The sequence below is a fragment of the Halomonas sp. GFAJ-1 genome, assembly GCA_002966495.1.
Classification (GTDB): domain Bacteria; phylum Pseudomonadota; class Gammaproteobacteria; order Pseudomonadales; family Halomonadaceae; genus Vreelandella.
The window spans coordinates 3,595,092-3,612,709 of sequence record CP016490.1 but is presented as its reverse complement, the minus strand read 5'-3'; the positions used below and the strand labels follow the sequence as shown (position 1 = coordinate 3,612,709).

At 56.2% G+C, this 17,618-nt stretch carries 18 protein-coding genes; 14 read left to right on the top strand and 4 right to left on the bottom strand.

The genetic code is table 11. The features are described from left to right. The first annotated feature begins 47 nt into the window (after positions 1 to 47). The 11 genes from BB497_16340 (at position 48) to BB497_16290 (ending at position 9,563) form a co-directional block, all read left to right on the top strand. Positions 48 to 401 (top strand): cell division protein FtsB, encoded by a 354-nt coding sequence (locus BB497_16340; GenBank protein AVI64169.1) that lies wholly within the window; start codon positions 48 to 50, stop codon positions 399 to 401. Then, positions 398 to 1,087: a 2-C-methyl-D-erythritol 4-phosphate cytidylyltransferase gene (locus BB497_16335; GenBank protein ID AVI64168.1), complete on the top strand. Its 690-nt coding sequence runs from the start codon at positions 398 to 400 to the stop codon at positions 1,085 to 1,087. The genes BB497_16340 and BB497_16335 overlap by 4 nt, the downstream gene beginning before the upstream one ends. Before the next feature lie 20 nt (positions 1,088 to 1,107). Then, positions 1,108 to 1,596 carry a 2-C-methyl-D-erythritol 2,4-cyclodiphosphate synthase gene (locus tag BB497_16330; protein AVI64167.1) on the top strand — a complete coding sequence of 163 codons (489 nt, stop codon included), beginning with the start codon at positions 1,108 to 1,110 and terminating at the stop codon, positions 1,594 to 1,596. Then, a complete protein-coding gene (locus BB497_16325) occupies positions 1,589 to 2,629 on the top strand; it encodes a tRNA pseudouridine(13) synthase TruD (protein ID AVI64166.1) in 1,041 nt (346 codons plus the stop codon). Before BB497_16330 ends, BB497_16325 begins: the two co-directional genes overlap by 8 nt. Before the next feature lie 49 nt (positions 2,630 to 2,678). Then, a complete protein-coding gene (locus BB497_16320) occupies positions 2,679 to 3,425 on the top strand; it encodes a 5'/3'-nucleotidase SurE (protein ID AVI64165.1) in 747 nt (248 codons plus the stop codon). Next, entirely contained in the window at positions 3,412 to 4,089 is a 678-nt protein-coding gene (locus BB497_16315) for a protein-L-isoaspartate O-methyltransferase (GenBank protein ID AVI64164.1), read from the top strand. Before BB497_16320 ends, BB497_16315 begins: the two co-directional genes overlap by 14 nt. Next, positions 4,086 to 5,081, top strand: coding sequence for a DUF368 domain-containing protein (locus BB497_16310; GenBank protein ID AVI64163.1), 996 nt, complete (start codon positions 4,086 to 4,088; stop codon positions 5,079 to 5,081). Before BB497_16315 ends, BB497_16310 begins: the two co-directional genes overlap by 4 nt. A gap of 7 nt (positions 5,082 to 5,088) precedes the next feature. Further along, positions 5,089 to 6,198 (top strand): peptidase M23, encoded by a 1,110-nt coding sequence (locus BB497_16305; GenBank protein AVI64162.1) that lies wholly within the window; start codon positions 5,089 to 5,091, stop codon positions 6,196 to 6,198. Between the two features lie 224 nt (positions 6,199 to 6,422). Next, positions 6,423 to 7,397, top strand: coding sequence for an RNA polymerase sigma factor RpoS (locus tag BB497_16300; GenBank protein ID AVI64161.1), 975 nt, complete (start codon positions 6,423 to 6,425; stop codon positions 7,395 to 7,397). Between the two features lie 138 nt (positions 7,398 to 7,535). Continuing rightward, positions 7,536 to 8,636, top strand: coding sequence for an alanine racemase (locus tag BB497_16295; protein AVI64160.1), 1,101 nt, complete (start codon positions 7,536 to 7,538; stop codon positions 8,634 to 8,636). 12 nt (positions 8,637 to 8,648) lie between these two features. Continuing rightward, entirely contained in the window at positions 8,649 to 9,563 is a 915-nt protein-coding gene (locus BB497_16290) for a lipid A biosynthesis acyltransferase (protein AVI64159.1), read from the top strand. A 99-nt stretch (positions 9,564 to 9,662) separates the two neighbouring features. On the opposite strand, the gene BB497_16285 is transcribed toward BB497_16290, so the two are convergent. From BB497_16285 to BB497_16270, 4 genes are all read right to left on the bottom strand, one after another. Beyond that, positions 9,663 to 10,457 (bottom strand): S-adenosylmethionine decarboxylase, encoded by a 795-nt coding sequence (locus tag BB497_16285; protein ID AVI64158.1) that lies wholly within the window; start codon positions 10,455 to 10,457, stop codon positions 9,663 to 9,665. Positions 10,458 to 10,727: 270 nt separating this feature from the next. Continuing rightward, the gene (locus BB497_16280) at positions 10,728 to 11,147 is read right to left on the bottom strand and encodes an osmotically inducible protein C (protein AVI64157.1); all 420 of its coding nucleotides are present in this window, start codon (positions 11,145 to 11,147) and stop codon (positions 10,728 to 10,730) included. Between the two features lie 71 nt (positions 11,148 to 11,218). Beyond that, positions 11,219 to 11,890: a mannose-1-phosphate guanylyltransferase gene (locus BB497_16275; protein ID AVI64156.1), complete on the bottom strand. Its 672-nt coding sequence runs from the start codon at positions 11,888 to 11,890 to the stop codon at positions 11,219 to 11,221. Then, positions 11,887 to 12,897 (bottom strand): aminoglycoside phosphotransferase, encoded by a 1,011-nt coding sequence (locus tag BB497_16270; protein AVI64155.1) that lies wholly within the window; start codon positions 12,895 to 12,897, stop codon positions 11,887 to 11,889. Before BB497_16270 ends, BB497_16275 begins: the two co-directional genes overlap by 4 nt. A 70-nt stretch (positions 12,898 to 12,967) precedes the next feature. On the opposite strand from BB497_16270, the gene BB497_16265 reads away from it, so the two are divergent. The 3 genes from BB497_16265 to BB497_16255 are packed head-to-tail and all read left to right on the top strand — an operon-like array spanning position 12,968 to position 17,555. Next, positions 12,968 to 15,415 carry an LPS biosynthesis protein gene (locus tag BB497_16265; GenBank protein AVI64154.1) on the top strand — a complete coding sequence of 816 codons (2,448 nt, stop codon included), beginning with the start codon at positions 12,968 to 12,970 and terminating at the stop codon, positions 15,413 to 15,415. Positions 15,416 to 15,450: 35 nt separating this feature from the next. Further along, on the top strand, positions 15,451 to 16,491 hold the full coding sequence (locus BB497_16260) for a peptidylprolyl isomerase (protein AVI64153.1): 1,041 nt from the start codon (positions 15,451 to 15,453) through the stop codon (positions 16,489 to 16,491). Beyond that, positions 16,491 to 17,555 (top strand): 4-hydroxythreonine-4-phosphate dehydrogenase PdxA, encoded by a 1,065-nt coding sequence (locus BB497_16255; GenBank protein ID AVI64152.1) that lies wholly within the window; start codon positions 16,491 to 16,493, stop codon positions 17,553 to 17,555. Before BB497_16260 ends, BB497_16255 begins: the two co-directional genes overlap by 1 nt. The last annotated feature ends 63 nt before the right edge of the window (positions 17,556 to 17,618 follow it).

Here is a 17,618-nt window from a genome sequence, read left to right as displayed (position 1 = left end):
TAATGGCATAATGCGCGGCGTTTACGCCGTCAAAAAGGAACTCGGTGATGCATAAATGGCTAGTGGTTGCGCTACTTGCCGTGTTGGGGTTGCTCCAATACCAGCTGTGGCTAGGCAATGGGGGCTGGCAAGACCTTCAGCAAGTAGAAGAGCGTGTAGCCGTGCAAGAAGCTGCCAATGTACCGCTGCGCGATCGTAACGCACGACTAGCGGCAGAAGTCACCGATCTTAAAACCGGCCTGGATGCCATTGAGGAGCGCGCCCGCAGTGACATGGGCATGGTACGTAGCGACGAGCAGTTTTTCTGGGTGCCAGGTGTGGCCATTGAAGCCGAGTTGATAGGCCTTAACGCAGGTTTAGTGGTGCAGCCAAAACTGACGGATGAAAGGGCAGGCCAATGAGCAACTCACTGTGGCTGATTGTTCCGGCCGCGGGTCAGGGCAAGCGTATGGGCGCTGATAAGCCCAAGCAGTATCTCACCATTGCCGAGCGATCGATCCTTGCGCATACCCTTCACCGCCTAAACGCGGCTTTTCCCAAGGCGCAGCTAGTGCTCTGCCTAGACAGTGATGATCACTGGTTCGACCCCACTTGGGTGCCGTTCACCCATTGGCAGCGAGTGACCGGTGGCGCTGAACGTATGGATAGCGTATTAAACGCGTTACAAGCAATACCGGCCCACGCCAGCGACTTAGTAATAGTGCACGACGTAGCGCGGCCCTGTATCACCTCAGCTGATTTGCAGGCGCTCTACAAGGCAGCCAGTGAGCACCCCGACGGCGCGCTGCTTGCCATGCCGGTGGCGGACACCATGAAGCGTGCCAACGCGGAGCAGCTTAGCATGGCCACCGAACCGCGCGACGGGCTGTGGCATGCGCTAACACCCCAGGGCTTTCGCTATGACCTGCTACGCACTGCCCTTGAGCATGCCGTTGAAACGCGCTGTGTTGTGACTGATGAGGCTTCCGCCGTCGAGGCGCTGGGTAAGGCCCCGCGCTTAGTGAGTGGGCGGCGCGATAATTTAAAAGTTACCCACCCCGATGATCTCGCCCTTACCGCAGCGATTATGGCGTCGCAGTCGGCCTGAGTAATTGAAAGGAGCTTTTAATGCGAATTGGTCATGGATTTGATGTGCACCGTTTTGGGCCTGGTGACCACTTAATGATTGGTGGCGTAAAGCTACCTTTTGAACAGGGGTTTGTGGCCCACTCCGATGGGGATGTGTTGCTGCATACGGTCAGCGACGCGTTGCTTGGGGCCTGCGCATTAGGCGATATTGGTCGCCACTTCCCCGATACTGACCCCACGTGGGAGGGCGCCGATAGCCGGGACTTACTGCGCCGCGTGGTGTATCTGGTGCGCGAGCAGGGCTTTGGTGTAGTTAACCTGGATGCCACGCTGATGGCCCAGGCACCTAAAATGGCGCCACATATCGATGCCATGCGTAGAGTGATTGCCGAAGACCTAGGCGTGGACGTAGGGCAAGTAAACGTAAAAGCCACCACCACCGAACGGCTTGGGTTTACCGGGCGTGGCGAAGGGATTGCCGCTGAAGCCGTGGTGTTAGTCGAGCGCTTAGAGGCGTTGAATGCTTAACTTACCGCCCTGGCAGCGCTTGCTAGATGGCCATTTTGGGGCGCCTAAGCCGGGTCAGTACCGCGCCCAGCCAGAGGACTTTATTGTCGACGAGCAGCTCGACTTTACCCCTGAAGCCCATGGGGAACACCTGTGGTTACGGCTTGAAAAGCGGCACCAAACCACGTTAGATGTGGTCAAAAGCGTCAGTCGGCTATGTAACGTAACGCCAAAAGATATTGGCTACTCCGGTATGAAAGATCGTGTGGCGGTCACTCGGCAATGGGTAAGCGTTCATCTACCCGGGCGAGAGGCGCCCGCTGAGTTATCGGCATCGCTAGATGCACTGGGCATCAAAGTGCTAGAGCAAGCGCGCCACCCCCGAAAGCTTAAACGCGGCGTTCACCGCACCAACCATTTTACTTTGAGGTTGAGCGGTGAAGCGGTGCAGGCCGACGACTTTGAGCAGCGCTGGCAAGCACTGTGTACCCACGGCGTAGCCAACTACTTTGGTCCCCAGCGTTTTGGCCCCGGAGGGCGCAACTTGCAGCGCGCAGAAGCGGTTCTCGCCAAAGGTTGGCGCAAGCGTGACGACCGCCAAGGGATGATGCTATCAACCGCGCGCAGTTTTTTGTTTAACGAGTTACTAAGTGCCCGTTTAGCCGATGGCTCCTGGTGCCAGCCCTTACCAGGCGATACGCTAATGCTTGATGGCACCCAAAGCGTGTTTAGCGTTGATGAGGTGGATGATAGCTTAGTGGCTCGCGCGGGAGAGTTGGATATTCACCCGACAGGCGTACTTTGGGGCGTTGGCGAAAGAGCAAAACAGCAGATAGCGGCTTACGAGTTACGGCTGTTGGCACAACACCCAGCGCTATGTGAAGGGTTAGAAAAGAGCGGCGTTAAGCGCGCTCAGCGGGCGTTGCGGATTAGGCTGTTGGCGCCACAGCTGCGCAGAGAGCATGAGGCTGTGGAGCTCTCTTTTGCGCTGCCGCGGGGTAGCTTTGCCACAGCGGTGGTTAGTGAGTTGATTGAGCATCCCGATTTTGTTTAACCCATGACGCTAGATATAACTTAATACGCGTTATCTCAAGGAGACGCTAATGCGGCGACTGCTGCTTTCCAACGATGATGGTGTCCATGCCCCGGGGTTGCGGGCTCTGCACGATGCATTAGCGGCTCATGCTAACCTGCGCGTCGTGGCTCCCGACCGAGACCGCAGCGGCGCCAGCAACTCGCTTACGCTGTCACGACCACTCTCATTAACGGCGTTAGATAACGGTTTTTACAGCGTAGACGGCACGCCAGCGGACTGCGTTTACCTTGGCGTGAACGGCGTTTGGAACGAGAAGCCTGACCTGGTGGTATCGGGGATTAACCACGGCAGCAACCTGGGCGATGACGTGCTCTACTCCGGCACGGTAGCTGCGGCGATGGAGGGGCGCAATTTAGGCATGACGGCCATTGCCATGTCGCTATGCGGTGAGCGCCACTTCGAGACAGCGGCGAAAGTAGCGGCCAGTTTAATCGGGGCCGCTGAACAGCTATCACTGCCGCCGCGCACGCTGTTAAATGTAAACGTGCCGGATGTGCCATGGGAAGAGATCAAAGGCGTTAAAGTGACGCGCTTGGGCTACCGTGGGCCAGCAGAAAAGCCTGTGCCGCTGAAAGATCCCCGTGGGCGTACCCGCTACTGGATTGCGCCAGTAGCGGCGAATGCCGATGATGGCGAAGATACCGACTTTGCAGCGATTGAAGCGGGGTACGTTTCGATTACCCCTCTCCAAACTGATCTAACGCGCCACCCCGCGCGCCGTGATGTGCAGGATTGGTTGGATGCCTTTGCCTGAGTTATCACCCGGCGAGCTTCGCGGGCGAGGGATGACCTCCCAGCGCACTCGCGACCGCATGGTTGAACGGCTTGTTCAGCAGGGGATCCGTGATACTCGCGTCCTGGATGTTATGGCCAGCGAGCCCAGGCACCTGTTTGTCGATGAAGCGCTTGCGCACCGCGCTTATGAGGACACCGCGCTGCCCATTGGTTTTGGTCAGACCCTCTCGCAGCCGCTTACCGTTGCGCGCATGACGGAGCTAGTCCTGCGCGCGCAGCCGCGCCGTGTGCTCGAAGTGGGCACCGGCTCTGGCTACCAAGCGCTTATTTTATCACGGCTCGTCGCATCGCTTTACTCCATAGAGCGTATTTACGCCCTGCACGAGCGTGCTGCAGAGCGGCTATGGCGGCTAGACGCTGAGGCAACGCTAGCCGTATCTGATGGTGGCGATGGCTGGCCGTCGGCAGCACCGTTTGACGTTATTTTATTAACCGCCTGCGCTCAGTCGCTGCCAGAAGTGCTGCTTGAGCAGCTGAGCCGCGACGGAATGTTAATTGCCCCGTTAGAAGAACCTGATGGCAGCCAGTGGCTTACCCAAGTGAAACGCATTGGTGGCGCCTTTGAAAAGCGGCGGCTTGAACCCGTGCGCTTTGTACCCCTTTTGCAAGGAGTGGTGGATTGAAGCGGCGATTTTTAGGTCTATTTTTTAAAGGCGCTGGAATGGGCGCTGCTGACGCGGTGCCCGGTGTTTCAGGCGGCACCATTGCGTTTATTACCGGTATTTATGAAGAGCTGATCAATACGATTAAGCAGTTCGGCCCCAGTGCGCTAGTGGTTTGGCGACGCCAAGGGTTAGCGGGCTTGAGCCAGCACTTGAACCTCACGTTTTTGGTTCCGCTTCTTTTAGGGGTCGCGGTAAGCCTTTTTAGTGTTGCGCATTTGGCGCTCTGGCTCATGGAGGCCTACCCACTGCTGCTGGATGGCTTCTTTTTTGGCTTAGTAGCGGCCTCTGCACTCGTGGTCGGCAAAGCCGGGCATGGCTGGAAAATATGGTATTTATTGCCTTTAGCGGTTGGCTTGCTACTCGCGCAAGCCCTACCCGCTATGATGCCGCTGGTTCTGCTTGTCGGCAATGAAGCGCTGGTCGTCATGTTAGCGGGCGCCATCGCGATTAGCGCCATGCTGCTGCCCGGTGTTTCAGGTAGTTTTTTATTGCTCACGATGGGACTCTACGGCACCATCATGGGCGCCATACGCAGTTTTGATATGGTGATCATTGTTTTGTTTGGCGTGGGCTGCGTATTTGGTCTGGCGCTATTTTCCCGGCTGCTTTCGTGGCTGTTGAGTCGTCACCACGACTCTACGCTGCAGCTGCTGCTGGGCTTTATTATCGGCTCATTACCCATTCTCTGGCCTTGGAGAGAACTGGTACGTTACCAACTTGGCCCTGAAGGGCAAATGATCCCACTCGCTCACCGCTATCTAATGCCGAGTGATTACGCCGTGCTGACTGGGGCGTCGGCACAACTTGTGGGCGTGGTGGCACTAATGGCCGTTGGCGCCCTGTTGGTGGTATTGCTTAATCGCCGCGCAGCGGATCCCGTCGGTGAGCATGACAAGAACGATGCAGGGCATCATTTAACAGATAACGCGCGCGGCGTTGAAAAGGAGTAGGGTTTGCATGCGTAAGGTTTTCATGATGTCTGTGTTGGCGCTGGCTATTAGTGGCTGTGCAAACCAACACCAAAACACCCCCCAAGTACGTGATTTAAGCGACGCGCGCCGTGCGGTAGACAGCTCGCCGCAATATACGGTGAAAGCGGGCGACACGCTTTACGGTATCGCGTGGGAACACAACCTTGATTATCGCCAGTTAGCTGCGCTCAATAATATTGCGGCGCCCTACCAAATTCACCCAGGGCAAACCATTGCGCTGCGCGAAGGGGCGGGTGCGGCTTCCAGCCAGCCATCGGGTGATGCTGCTAGCCGTCCAGCATCAGGCGCTGTGGCAACGGGGTTGAGGCCTCAAGCCACCGCCGTTGCAAGCAATGACCAGAATATGGACTGGCTACTGCCTGATGAAAGCGCCATTGAACGCAACCAACGCATAACCGCAGAGCGCTCAGCGGTAGAAGCTGCCCAGCAAGTCGCGCAGGGTGATACTGAGCCTAGCGGCTCTGCCGTAGAAGAAACACCAAGCGTAGAAGTCACCCAACCCGTCGTTCAAGAGCAAACTTCGGTACAGGAACGGGAGCCAGAGCCTACGCCTGCTTCCGAGCCGGAGCCGGAGCCGGAGCCGGAGCCGGAGCCGGAGCAAGTGCGCGAGCCAGAACCCGCACGTGAACCAGAGCCAGCGGCGGCGCAGCCTAGCCAAACCGCTCAAACCGACCGCTCTTCGCGCACCTTCACACCGGTTGATGAGGTTAATTGGAGGTGGCCGACCGAAGGCGAGGTAACCGGCGAGTTTGGTCAGGGTGGTGCAATTACTGCCGGGATTGATATCGCCGGTCAAAAGGGGCAACCTGTTAGAGCTGCAGGCCCGGGTATTATCGTTTATGCAGGCAGCGGCGTGCGTGGTTATGGCAACTTGATTCTACTTAAGCATAACGATCAATATCTTAGCGCTTACGCTCATAACGACAGCTTAAGCGTCAAAGAGAATGATGTTGTAGAAGCTGGCGAGGTGATTGCCACGATGGGAGATAGCGATGCGGATAGCGTTAAGCTTCACTTTGAAGTGCGCCGCGATGGGCAGCCTCAAGACCCCATGAACTATTTGCCGTCTCGCTAATCACGGATTTGTCTCGTTGGCGACTAAGCAGTTCCGTTAACGTCAGAGCCGTTGTATAAACATGGATAACGTAAAACGTAGCAAACGGTAGGCGATTGCGCCTACCGGTAAAACCTGATTAGTTAAATCAGGCGTCATATAACAATAACGGTGAACGCGTACAGGGAGTACAACCACTTTCACTTTTTAAATGGCGGCAAGGTGTAACAACGGGGGGTGAGACTATGAGTATGCTGGAGAAGGATCTGCAGGAGATTGACCTAAACGCGGTGGAAGAGGCGGTGGATGATCCCGATGATGATGTCACCGCAGAGGAGGAAGCCTTCGAGAAAGCGCTAGGTCGTGAAGACCGTCAATCGACTCAAAGCTTGGATGCAACACAAATCTACCTCAATGAAATCGGCTTTTCGCCGCTGTTGACACCAGAGGAAGAGGTATATTACGGCCGCTTAGCGCGCAAGGGCGATGCGCTTGGCCGCTCTCGGATGATTGAGTCCAACCTGCGGCTGGTGGTTAAAATTGCCAGACGCTACCTTAATCGCGGCTTAACGCTGTTGGACCTGATTGAAGAGGGCAACCTGGGGCTTATTCGTGCGGTTGAAAAATTTGATCCCGAGCGAGGCTTTCGTTTTTCAACCTACGCTACTTGGTGGATCCGCCAGACTATAGAGCGCGCACTGATGAACCAAACGCGTACTATTCGTTTGCCGATTCACGTGGTGAAAGAGCTCAATATCTACCTGCGTGCGGCCCGGGAGTTGACCCAAAAGCTGGATCACGAAGCCACTGCAGAAGAGATCGCCGATCATCTTGATAAACCGGTAGAAACCGTCAAGAAAATGCTGGGTCTTAACGAGCGCGTTTCCTCGGTGGACTACCCTATGGGTGGCGAAAGCGACAAGCCCTTAATCGACACCTTGGCCGATGATGATGTGCAGGGGCCAGAAGGGTGTTTAGTTGATGGCGATGTGCGGGAGCACGTTGACCACTGGCTTGATGAGTTGAGCGAAAAGCAGCAAGAGGTTGTTGTGCGCCGTTTCGGCCTACGTGGCCACGAAGCCGCAACGCTGGAAGAGGTGGGTGCAGAGATAGGGTTAACCCGAGAGCGGGTTCGCCAGATTCAGGTGGAGGCCCTAAAAAAACTTCGCCGCACCCTAGAGAAACAGGGCTTATCCTTAGAGGCTATTTTCGAGAGCTAACCGCTAAAAGCATAGCGCCTGATAAAACTGCGCTGGTGAGACCAGCAAAAAAAAGCGCACCGAGTCGACCACTCGGTGCGCTATTTTTAGGCCCCGCTTTTATTAATGTTGATTGAATATCGCTAAGTGAGAAACGTGATGCGCCCGCTAGTGGCCCATATTGACCTAGACGCTTTGCGTCATAATTACCAGCTGGCATGCAGCTGTGCGCCTCAAAGTCGTTCGGTAGCTGTAATTAAAGCCGATGCCTATGGCCATGGTGCGCTTGAGTGCGCGCATGCCTTAGAAGCTGATGTGCCCGCGTTTGCCGTGGCCAGCATCGAAGAGGCTCTTCATCTACGTTCAGGCGGTATAACAAAGCCGATCATTCTGCTGGAGGGGATTTTCAGTGCCGACGAGCTAACGCTGGTCGACCAGCATGGGTTTTGGATCAGCGTACACAGCGAGTGGCAGGTCGCCGCGTTATTAGCATTTTCACCCCGCCAGCCTATCCCCGTGTGGCTCAAGGTCGATTCGGGGATGCATCGATTGGGCTTCTCGCCAAAAGAGGCCCCAGCGGTTTGGCAGCAGTTAGCCAACGCGCCACAGGTGACGGCACTCCATTTAATGAGCCACTTTGCGACGGCAGATGCCCATGAAGGCAGCTACTTTAACCAGCAGATGTCGATATTGACGGAGCTAGCCGAGCAACTGAAGGCACCTCTCTGTTTAGCTAACTCGCCCGCAACCCTGGCTTGGCCCGCTGCCCGCGGTGACTGGAATCGTCCGGGAGTCATGCTCTACGGTAGTGACCCGCTAGAAGTAGCGAATGACATTACCCGGCAATTACGTCCAGTGATGAGCCTGCGCTCTGAAATTATCGCCCTGCGCGAACTCGAAGCGGGTGAGTCGGTTGGTTATGGTGGCCGATGGCGCGCCGAGCGGCGTTCGAAAATTGCGGTGGTGGCCGCAGGTTATGGCGATGGTTACGACCGTCACGCGGTGGATGGCACCCCCGTGCTAGTCAACGGTCAGCGCTGCGCGATTGCCGGTAAGGTCTCGATGGATATGTTAACGGTCGATGTGACCGATATTCCAGATGCCGCTATTGGCAGCGAAGTGGTGCTGTGGGGGGCGTCAGCCGATGGCGCCGTGCTGCCGGTTGATGAAGTCGCTCGCTATTGCGATACGATTAGCTACACCCTGTTAACGGGTGTATTGCCAAGAGCCCCGCGCCGCTACCACGGTGCCGGCGTTTAAACGGTTATATGTATGTCAAAAAACTCGTACCCACGCTCATTTGCTCATCCCCGTTATTGGCCTACCTGGTTAGCCATCGGCTTGATGTACGTTGCTGCCTGGCTCCCCTGGCCATTAAAGCTAGGGGTGGGAAAAATGCTGGGCCTGCTGGCGTGGCGGTTTGTTAAACGACGCCGGCAAATTACGGCTGCCAACATTGCCCTCTGTTTTCCAGAAAAAAGTGCCGAGCAGCAGCGTAAACTGGTTAAAGAAACCTTTATTGCTAACGGGATAGGTCTAGTGGAAACCGCCACCGGCTGGTGCCGCGAGGCGGAAGGCTTCCGTCACCGCGTGGCGTATAATGGCCAGGAGCACCTTGCCCGAGCATACGCCCAGGGCAAAGGCGTGCTGGTGGTGGGTATCCACTTTTCAACACTGGATTTAGGTGGGGCGCTACATTCGCTGTTTTTCCCAGCGGATGTTGTGTACCGGCCACATAACAACCCGCTTTTCGAGCGGTTTATGACCCGCGCCCGCTCGCGTATTTTTGGTCAGGCGATTGATCGTCATGATCTGCGTGGCGTGGTGCGGCGGATTAAAGCGGGGCATATTGTTTGGTATTCACCGGATCAAGATTTTGGCCGCGATGTCAGCGTGTTTGCGCCGTTATTTGGCCAGCAGGCGGCGACCATTCGCCTAACGGGCAAAATTGCCCGTATGACAGGCGCGCCCGTGGTGCCACTGATGTTCCACCGCAACCCGGATAATCGCACCTATACCATTGAGTGCCTGCCCGCGTTTGATGATTTTCCGAGTGGGGACGAGGTGGCAGACGCAACCCGGGTAAATGAATTTATCGAGCGGGCTATTCGTAAGCATCCTGAACAGTATCTATGGCTTCACCGACGGTTTAAAACGCGCCCAGAAGGCGAGTCGAGCCTTTATTGACGTATACCCAGCGTAAAAAAGCCGTCCCACGATGAGTCGTGGGACGGCTTTTCGGTATTTAAGCGTTTGAGAGCGTGGCGTGCTGATTGAACAAAATGCTTAATCGAGATTACGCGAGTAAAAAATCTCAAGCATCTCTTTGCGCAAGCGGCTTTCGATATCCCGCGCTTCTTCAAAGGTAATGTCCCGGCGCGAGGTGCCGAACAGGTAGTTGTCCAGTTCGAAATCCTTCAGCAGCATCTTGGTGTGGAACATGTTTTCTTGATACACGTTCACGTCGATCATCTGATAAGCCTGCTTGGTATCTTCTGCCAAGTAGTCTTGGATTGAGGTAATGTCGTGATCAATAAACAGCTTCTTACCATCCACATCGCGGGTGAAACCACGTACGCGATAATCCATGGTCACGATATCGGAATCAAAGCTGTGGATCAGATAGTTCAGCGCTTTAAGAGGACTGATATGTCCACAGGTAGAGACATCGATATCCAAGCGGAAGGTGCTAATGCCGTTGTCCGGGTGAGACTCAGGGTAGCTATGCACCGTTACGTGGCTTTTATCCAGGTGGGCGACGACCGTTTCGGGTAGCGGGCCGGGGCCTGGCTCCGTGTGTTCAAGGCTTGGCTCATCCAGTTCGTGTTCAGCGATTAGGATGGTGACGCTAGCCCCGTGCGGCTCATAGTCTTGACGCGAAATATTCAGCACGTGGGCGCCGATGATATTCGTGACGTCTTTAAGGATCTGCGTCAAACGTTCGGCGTTGTAAAGCTCATCGATATAGTCGATATAAGCCGCACGCTGCTCTTCGGTTTTGGCGTAACAGATGTCGTAAATATTAAAGCTCAGCGAGCTGGTCAGGTTGTTAAACCCGTGGAGTCGGAGATTATCTGACACGTCCGAACCTCCCTATGGCAGATGAAGACACCCCGACGAGCCAGCGCCGGAACCGATAAATACTTGTCACCGCGCTTGTCAGGTGGCGCTTGCAAGCACGTGCTACGCAGTAGGGATATAAACAAGCGGGCGTATTATGCCCGCCCATGGCGTGGTATGCATCCAGACGGGCAATTTTTTTTGCCGCTAGCGTGTCTGGTAGGGGCCTTTTCAGGTGCCCGCTAAGAACGATGGTGTGGCTCACACGGGCTGGGCTAACCCCTAGGCAGCTCAAGCTTCGATGATCTCAAACGAGTGGGTAATCTCAACACCCCCTTTCACGAGCATAATCGAAGCACTGCAATATTTTTCAGCGGAAAGCTCAACGGCACGCTGTACCTGCTTCTCTTTCAAGCTGCGCCCGGTCACTAAAAAGTGAACGTGAATCTTTGTGAACACGGAGGGCACGTCGTCGGCACGCTCTGCCTCAAGCTCGGCAACACAGTCGGTGACATCCGCCCGGGCTTTGTCGAGGATATTCAGGACATCGAACGCCGTGCAGCTACCCATACCCATCAACAGCATTTCCATGGGGCGCGGGCCTGTATTTCGGCCACCGTGATTAGGTGGACCATCGATGACAACGCTGTGCCCACTACCCGATTCCGCGACAAACTGGCGGCCATCCGTCCATTTTACCCGTGCTTTCACGTTGCTCTCCTCATCTTGGCGACGAAAGGTAAGTCGCGCAGCATAACATTTCTATCGGGTAGCGCACTGCCTCATCGCTCCCTAGGCTGCATCAGGTGGTGCTCAAGGGCGGTTAATCGTTCCGGGGTGCCCACGTCCACCCAGTGGCCTGTAAAGTGCTCGCCGCTTACTCGGTTATCATTCATCGCTTGCTTGAGCAGCGGCGCCAGGGCAAACGCCCCCGGCGGCTCGCTTTCCAGTAGCGCAGGATGCAGCAGGCTAATGCCGGCGAAGGTTAAGTGCGGCGAACCGTCAGCCGTAACGCGGCCGTGATTCAGGGCAAAGTCGCCCGTTAAGTGGTGGTCAGGGTTATCAACTAACACTAAATGTGCGAGATCCCCTTTTTTAAGCGCTATTTCAGTGGGTAAATAGCTACACCAGACGTCGCCATTAATGAGCATAAAAGGCGCGTCGCCAAGTAACGGCAGCGCTTTTTGTATGCCTCCACCGGTTTCTAGCGGGGTGGTTTCACGGCTCCAGTGGATGCGCAGCTGATACGCTGAGCCGTCGCCTAATGCTGCCATGATTTGCTCAGCCCGGTAGCTAACGTTAATCACTACTTCTTCAACCCCGGCTTGCTGTAACCGCTCAAGGTGATAAATGATTAACGGTTTGCCCGCCACAGGTAGCAACGGTTTGGGGCAGTGGTCGGTTAGCGGGCGCATCCGTTTCCCTAGCCCGGCGGCGAGAATCATCGCTTTCATGTAGCGCTTTCCGCTAGACGTTGAATAATCGCTGGGCGAAGCGTTGCGCTTACCCACTGGCTAAAGTCGTCATGTTGGTTAAGTGCCGCTAAGCTATCCTCCAGGTGATTCAAAAAGTGGGGCAGACGGGCTAAATAACCCTGTTTTTGGTCACGCAGCGTCAGCCTGCAGAAAATCCCCAGTACCTTTAACGAGCGCTGAGCGGCCATGGCGTGGCATTGGGTGAGAAACATTGACTCACTGGTTTGGCGGGATAGTCGCCCGTCTTTGCGCGCATCTTCGTAGAAACGCCGTGCGAACTGGTTAAACTGTTCGTTAGAGAAGCGGCAGTAGCGTCCTCGAAGCAGGGAGATAACGTCGTAGCTGATGGGGCCGGCGACGGCGTCTTGAAAGTCGATTATATAAAGCTGCTGATTCAGCACCATAATATTCATTGCATCAAAGTCGCGGTGTACGCAAACCACGGGTTGCGCAAGGGCCTGCTCAATTAACGCTGCATGTAGCGCTTTCCAACTCTCAGGGATAGCTAGCCCAAGCCACTTGCCCAGGCACCACTCGGGAAAGAGGTCGAGTTCACGCCCGAGTAATGCCGCGTCATAGGCGGGTAGTGCCTGTGGGTTGGCACGATTTTGCAGCTGGGCAATTAGATCTAGCGCTTGGAGGTGGCTTTGCTGAGTGCTCTGCTCATCGGTGAAAAAGTCTTGCAGCGGCGTATTACCCAGGTCATCTAGCAGTAAAAAGCCGCTATCTAAATTTGCTGCGTGAATAGCAGGCACGGGCAGCCCAGCGGCATGCCAGCGTTGGCCTATTGCTACAAAAGGGGCAGAGTCTTCTTGAGCGGGTGGTGCGTCCATCACTACTTGGGTGGTGCCGTCTGGCAGGGTTAGCCGAAAATAGCGCCGGAAACTGGCGTCGCCCCCTGCGGGTGTCATGGTAATAGCGGCCACATCTAGGCCGTTTTGGTTAGCTGCCCATCGGGTGAGGGCGTCGATCCTGGAAGAGGACATGCAAGCTCCTTGCTGGTCGGGCATCATGCTGCCTGTATAATACCGATTCTGGATGCCAAGGATAACGAACATGGGCAAGCGATTTTCGCGCACCGCTCCGGTCGCGCACACGCTGTTGGGCAGTTTGCTCGCGGGCGCCTCCTTTTCAGCGGTGGCCCAAGGCCAACCGCTGCCTGCTGAGGTGCTTGATTGGCAGCCCTATGGGCAGGATGAGGCGTCTCTACAAGTGTGTCGTGGGCGTTATGTAATGCCCGGCTACCGCTTGCCAGCGGAACAGAACCCCGAAACACTGTCGGTTGAAACCCAAGAGGTGGATTATGCTGCAGACGGCGAAGCGCTTCTGCGGGGCGATGTGGTATTGCGGCGGGGCAATACGGAGCTGACCGCGGAACAGGTTTATTTACCTGCTGACCGCCAGCAGGTCGAGGTTCAGGGCAACTTAGCCCTGCGCGACGGCCAAGCACTGTTGCGCGGCGACCAAGCTACACTAATGCTTAATGAAGATCGCGCTTCGTTAAGCAACAGTCACTATGTTCTTTATGAGCAGCACTTGCGCGGTCAAGCCAGCCAGCTTGAGCAAACCGGTGAAGAGCAGTATCGCTTGCGCAATGCTACCTTCACCGCCTGCGACCCGGGTGCCAATAGCTGGCAGTTAGTGGGAAGTGATATCAAGCTGGATCAGGCCGAGGGCTTCGGCACCGCACGCCATGCCCGTTTAGAAATAAAAGACGTGCCGGTATTCTATTGGCCTTGGCTGCGCTTCCCCATTGATGACCGGCGCCATACGGGGTTGCTTTCACCTTCCGTGGGCTTCTCTAGTGACGGCTTTGACTATACCCAGCCGTTTTACTGGAACATTGCACCCAACCACGATGCCACCATCACCCCGCGCTGGATGTCGGATCAAGGCTTACTGCTCAACGGTGAATATCGTTATTTGTTTGCCGAAAGCCAGGGTATTGTCGAAGGCGGCTTTTTAAATAACGATGGGGGAAGCAGTACCGGTAGCAACCGCTTTGAGGGCGAAGATCGCTGGTATATTGACGCCTACCATACCGGCCTGATTAATGAGCGCAGCGACTACAATTTACGTTATGGCGCCGCCAGCGATGGCCGCTACTTTGACGACTTTGGCGGCGAGTTTGGCAATAGTGAGCGGGTGAGTATGGAGCGGCTGGCCCAGGTCGATTACCGCGGCGAGCGCTGGCAGCTGGATGCCCGTGCCCAGGGGTTCCAGCGTTTAGAGGATCCGTTGAGCGATACCGATAAACCTTTTTATCGGCTGCCTAGCTTAACGGCCAATGCCGAGTGGCAGTTTGGCAGCGGCTTCTATAGCCAGTGGCGCTCTAACGCCACCTATTTCTGGCGGGATGTCGATGAGCGGCAAGTGCCTGAGCGTGAAGCGGCCACCGGCACGCGTCTGCATTTGTCGCCTGCATTTGGCTGGCGGGCAGAGCAGGCCTGGGGGTATATCGAACCGCGCACCGAGCTATGGCAAACCGCTTACGAGCTTGACTATGGTCAGCGTGTTACTGACCGCGAGACCTCGCCAAGCCGTAGTATTGCGATTACCTCCATCGATAGCGGGTTAGTCTTCGACCGCGAGCTTGAATTGGGCGGGCGCGACTATCGCCAAACGCTGGAGCCGCGCCTGAACTACGCCTACGTGCCGCGCACAAACCAAACCCAACTGCCCGATTTTGATAGCCGAGAGCGGGTATTTTCTTGGGAGCAACTCTGGTCGCCACATCGCTTTTCGGGAACCGACCGGGTCGGGGATCTTAACCGTGTCTCTGTTGGCGTGCAGTCACGTTTGCTTGAAGACAGTACAGGGCGTGATCGGCTGACCTTTGGCATCGGTCAGAGCCTCTATTTTTCTGAACGTCGCATTGATAGCGAGGGTGACCCCGATACGCTGCCAGCGCGGCCCGAGGAAGACCCAGGCGTCAATCCCCAGCGTCGTTACCAGGCCACCCGAGACCGCTCACCGCTGGTTACCCGGCTGGACTGGCAGATTAATGACCGCTGGAGCACCGGCTACGAATGGCTCTACGATGACCACCGCGAGCAGACCGAACGCTCTAGTGTGGACCTACGCTATCGCCATCCGCAGGGGCATATAGTGAACCTTGGCTACCGTTGGGAGATCGAAGGGTTCGATCCTGGCGTTGTTCCCGGGGATGATGGCTTTCGAAACTTTAACCGCGAAGAGTGGGATCTCTCGTTTGCCTGGAAAGCCAGCCCTCGGATTGATTTGATAGGCCGCTACCTTCACGATCAGACTAATGATCGCTCACTGGAGCAGTTAGCGGGGCTGCAGTGGAATGACTGCTGCTATGGTGTGCAGCTAGTGTGGCGTGAGTGGGTGGACGATAACGACACCGCCCGAGTGAGTGATGATTTCAATGACCGCGGACTGTTTTTACGCTTTGTGTTCCGTGGCTTGGGTGGCGTTGGGCAGGATGCCGACAGCTACTTTGAACGGGCGATCCCTGGCTATCGCCCAACACCCCTTTAACGACCTCCTTAATTGGCGAGTGAAAGAGACTTTTTATGACGATCAGAAACACCCTGCTAACCCGTGTGGTAACAAAACGGGCAAAACTGCTCTCTGCGGGTAGCATGATGGCACTCTGCCTCGGGGCCAGCGCAGCGCTTGTGCCACTCACCCTGCATGCGCAGAATTTTGAGTCCACGCAGCGGCAAATGTTGGATAACGTTGTTGCCGTGGTGAACGATGGCGTCATTATGCGCAGCGAACTTAACGACCGCATCAACCAGGTTGAGCAGCAGGCCGAGGCCCAAGGCGGTAGTTTGCCGCCACGCTCTCAGCTGGCGCAGCAGGTGCTTGAACGTATGGTGATGGATGAAATTCAGCTTCAGATGGCGCGCCAGGCTAATTTGAGCGTTGATGATACTGAGCTAAATCGACAGCTGCGCACGATTGCAGAGTCCAACGACATGACGCTGGACGAGTTTGCCGACGCCGTGGAAGCCGATGGTATGAGCCTCGCCGATGTGCGTGAGGAGGTTCGTCGTGAAATGCTCATGCGCCAAATTCAGCAGCGCCGTATTAGCCAGCGTGTTTCTGTAAGTGACCGCGAGGTTGAGCGTTTTATAAGCCAGCAGCAGGACACGCAGCAGGGGCAATCCTTTATCGAAGAGACACGAGCTCGCCATGTGCTAGTTGAACTGACGCCCAACCGTGATGAAAATCAAGCACGCGCCAGGGCAGAGCAAGCGCGCCAGCGTCTGCAGCAAGGTGAAGACTTTGCCGCGGTCGCCCGAGAGTTTAGCGACGACCGTGGCAGTGCTATGAACGGCGGGGAGCTGGGCTGGGTGCGCCCAGGCCAAACGGTACCTGCCTTTGAAGAAGCAATGGGCTCGCTTGGCGCTAATCAAACCTCTCAACCGGTGCGCTCACAGTTTGGCTACCACGTTATTGAGGTGCTGGAGCGTCGTCGCCAAGATGTTACCGAAGAGAGTCGCCGCGAGCAGGTTCGCCAAGCGATTTTTCAGCGGCGGGCAAATGAAGAGCTGCAAGCCTGGCAGCGTGAGATTCGTGAGCAGGCCTTTGTGGATATCCGTCTTTAATGCTTAGTCAAACAGGCCCAGGCCAACCAAGCTTGCCCCTTCTCATTACCACCGGGGAGCCAGCAGGGATTGGCCCGGAGCTAACGCTTATGCTGGCGGCCCAAGGGCGGTTGCCGGAAGGTACACTTGCCGTGGGCGATCCCGACATGCTGCGCCAACGGGCAGCTATGCTAGCACTCGAGGTTGAAGTTATTGAGGCCGTGCCAGAGCAGGGCGTTGCCTCATCAGCGGGACGCTTGGCGGTGATGCCGGTTTGGTTGGAAGCGCCTGCTAGCCCGGGTGCGCTCAACCCTGCCAATGCACGCTACGTGCTTAATACCCTCCAGGCCGCGGTCGATGCTTGCCAGCAAGGCCGAGCGGCTGCGATGGTTACCGCGCCGCTGCATAAAGGGGTGATTATTGAAGGGGGCTTTGAAAACTTCACTGGCCACACCGAGTGGTTGCGGGATGCCTGCGGCGTGAATGAAGTGGTGATGCTGCTGGCGACCGATGCCGCCCTGCATACCAAGGCCGAGAGTTGGCAAGGCAGTGGCGACCTGCGGGTAGCGCTGGTTACTACGCACTTGCCGTTGCGTGACGTGGCGGATGCGATTACCTATGAACGGGTGTTACGTATCAGCCGCCTGCTGGCGAAAGACCTTAAGGGTCAGTTTGGGATCGCGACCCCGCGTATTGCGGTATGTGGTTTAAACCCCCATGCCGGGGAGGATGGCCACCTAGGCCGCGAAGAACTTGAAATCATCACGCCCGCGCTTGATGCGCTGCGCGCAGAAGGCTTGGACATACAAGGCCCTCTTCCCGCTGATACGCTCTTTACGCCCCGGCATTTAGCAGGCGTAGACGCGGTATTGGCAATGTATCATGACCAGGGGCTTGCAGTGCTAAAATACGCAGGCTTTGGGCAGGCTGCCAATATTACCCTTGGGCTGCCGTTGGTACGCACATCGGTTGACCATGGCACGGCGCTTGATCTTGCCGGACGTGGCGTTGCCGACCCCAGTAGCCTTGCGGTTGCGCTAACGCTGGCGCGACGTCTTGCTGACCAGCGCCAGTTGGCGACTTAATAACGTTAGCCATGCCGCTTGCGTGTTCACTAAGCCCATACGCCCAGCCCTATTACAGCAGCT

Bases quoted from the DNA above. Each gene is read 5' to 3' on its own strand.
- BB497_16325 (AVI64166.1), top strand. From the start codon at position 1,589: ATGCTTAACTTACCGCCCTGGCAGCGCTTGCTAGATGGCCATTTTGGG.
- BB497_16255 (AVI64152.1), top strand. From the start codon at position 16,491: ATGCTTAGTCAAACAGGCCCAGGCCAACCAAGCTTGCCCCTTCTCATT.
- BB497_16340 (AVI64169.1), top strand. From the start codon at position 48: ATGCATAAATGGCTAGTGGTTGCGCTACTTGCCGTGTTGGGGTTGCTC.
- BB497_16265 (AVI64154.1), top strand. From the start codon at position 12,968: ATGGGCAAGCGATTTTCGCGCACCGCTCCGGTCGCGCACACGCTGTTG.
- BB497_16320 (AVI64165.1), top strand. From the start codon at position 2,679: ATGCGGCGACTGCTGCTTTCCAACGATGATGGTGTCCATGCCCCGGGG.
- BB497_16305 (AVI64162.1), top strand. From the start codon at position 5,089: ATGCGTAAGGTTTTCATGATGTCTGTGTTGGCGCTGGCTATTAGTGGC.
- BB497_16290 (AVI64159.1), top strand. From the start codon at position 8,649: ATGTCAAAAAACTCGTACCCACGCTCATTTGCTCATCCCCGTTATTGG.
- BB497_16270 (AVI64155.1), bottom strand. From the start codon at position 12,897: ATGTCCTCTTCCAGGATCGACGCCCTCACCCGATGGGCAGCTAACCAA.
- BB497_16300 (AVI64161.1), top strand. From the start codon at position 6,423: ATGAGTATGCTGGAGAAGGATCTGCAGGAGATTGACCTAAACGCGGTG.
- BB497_16315 (AVI64164.1), top strand. From the start codon at position 3,412: ATGCCTTTGCCTGAGTTATCACCCGGCGAGCTTCGCGGGCGAGGGATG.
- BB497_16295 (AVI64160.1), top strand. From the start codon at position 7,536: ATGCGCCCGCTAGTGGCCCATATTGACCTAGACGCTTTGCGTCATAAT.
- BB497_16335 (AVI64168.1), top strand. From the start codon at position 398: ATGAGCAACTCACTGTGGCTGATTGTTCCGGCCGCGGGTCAGGGCAAG.
- BB497_16260 (AVI64153.1), top strand. From the start codon at position 15,451: ATGACGATCAGAAACACCCTGCTAACCCGTGTGGTAACAAAACGGGCA.
- BB497_16330 (AVI64167.1), top strand. From the start codon at position 1,108: ATGCGAATTGGTCATGGATTTGATGTGCACCGTTTTGGGCCTGGTGAC.
- BB497_16275 (AVI64156.1), bottom strand. From the start codon at position 11,890: ATGAAAGCGATGATTCTCGCCGCCGGGCTAGGGAAACGGATGCGCCCG.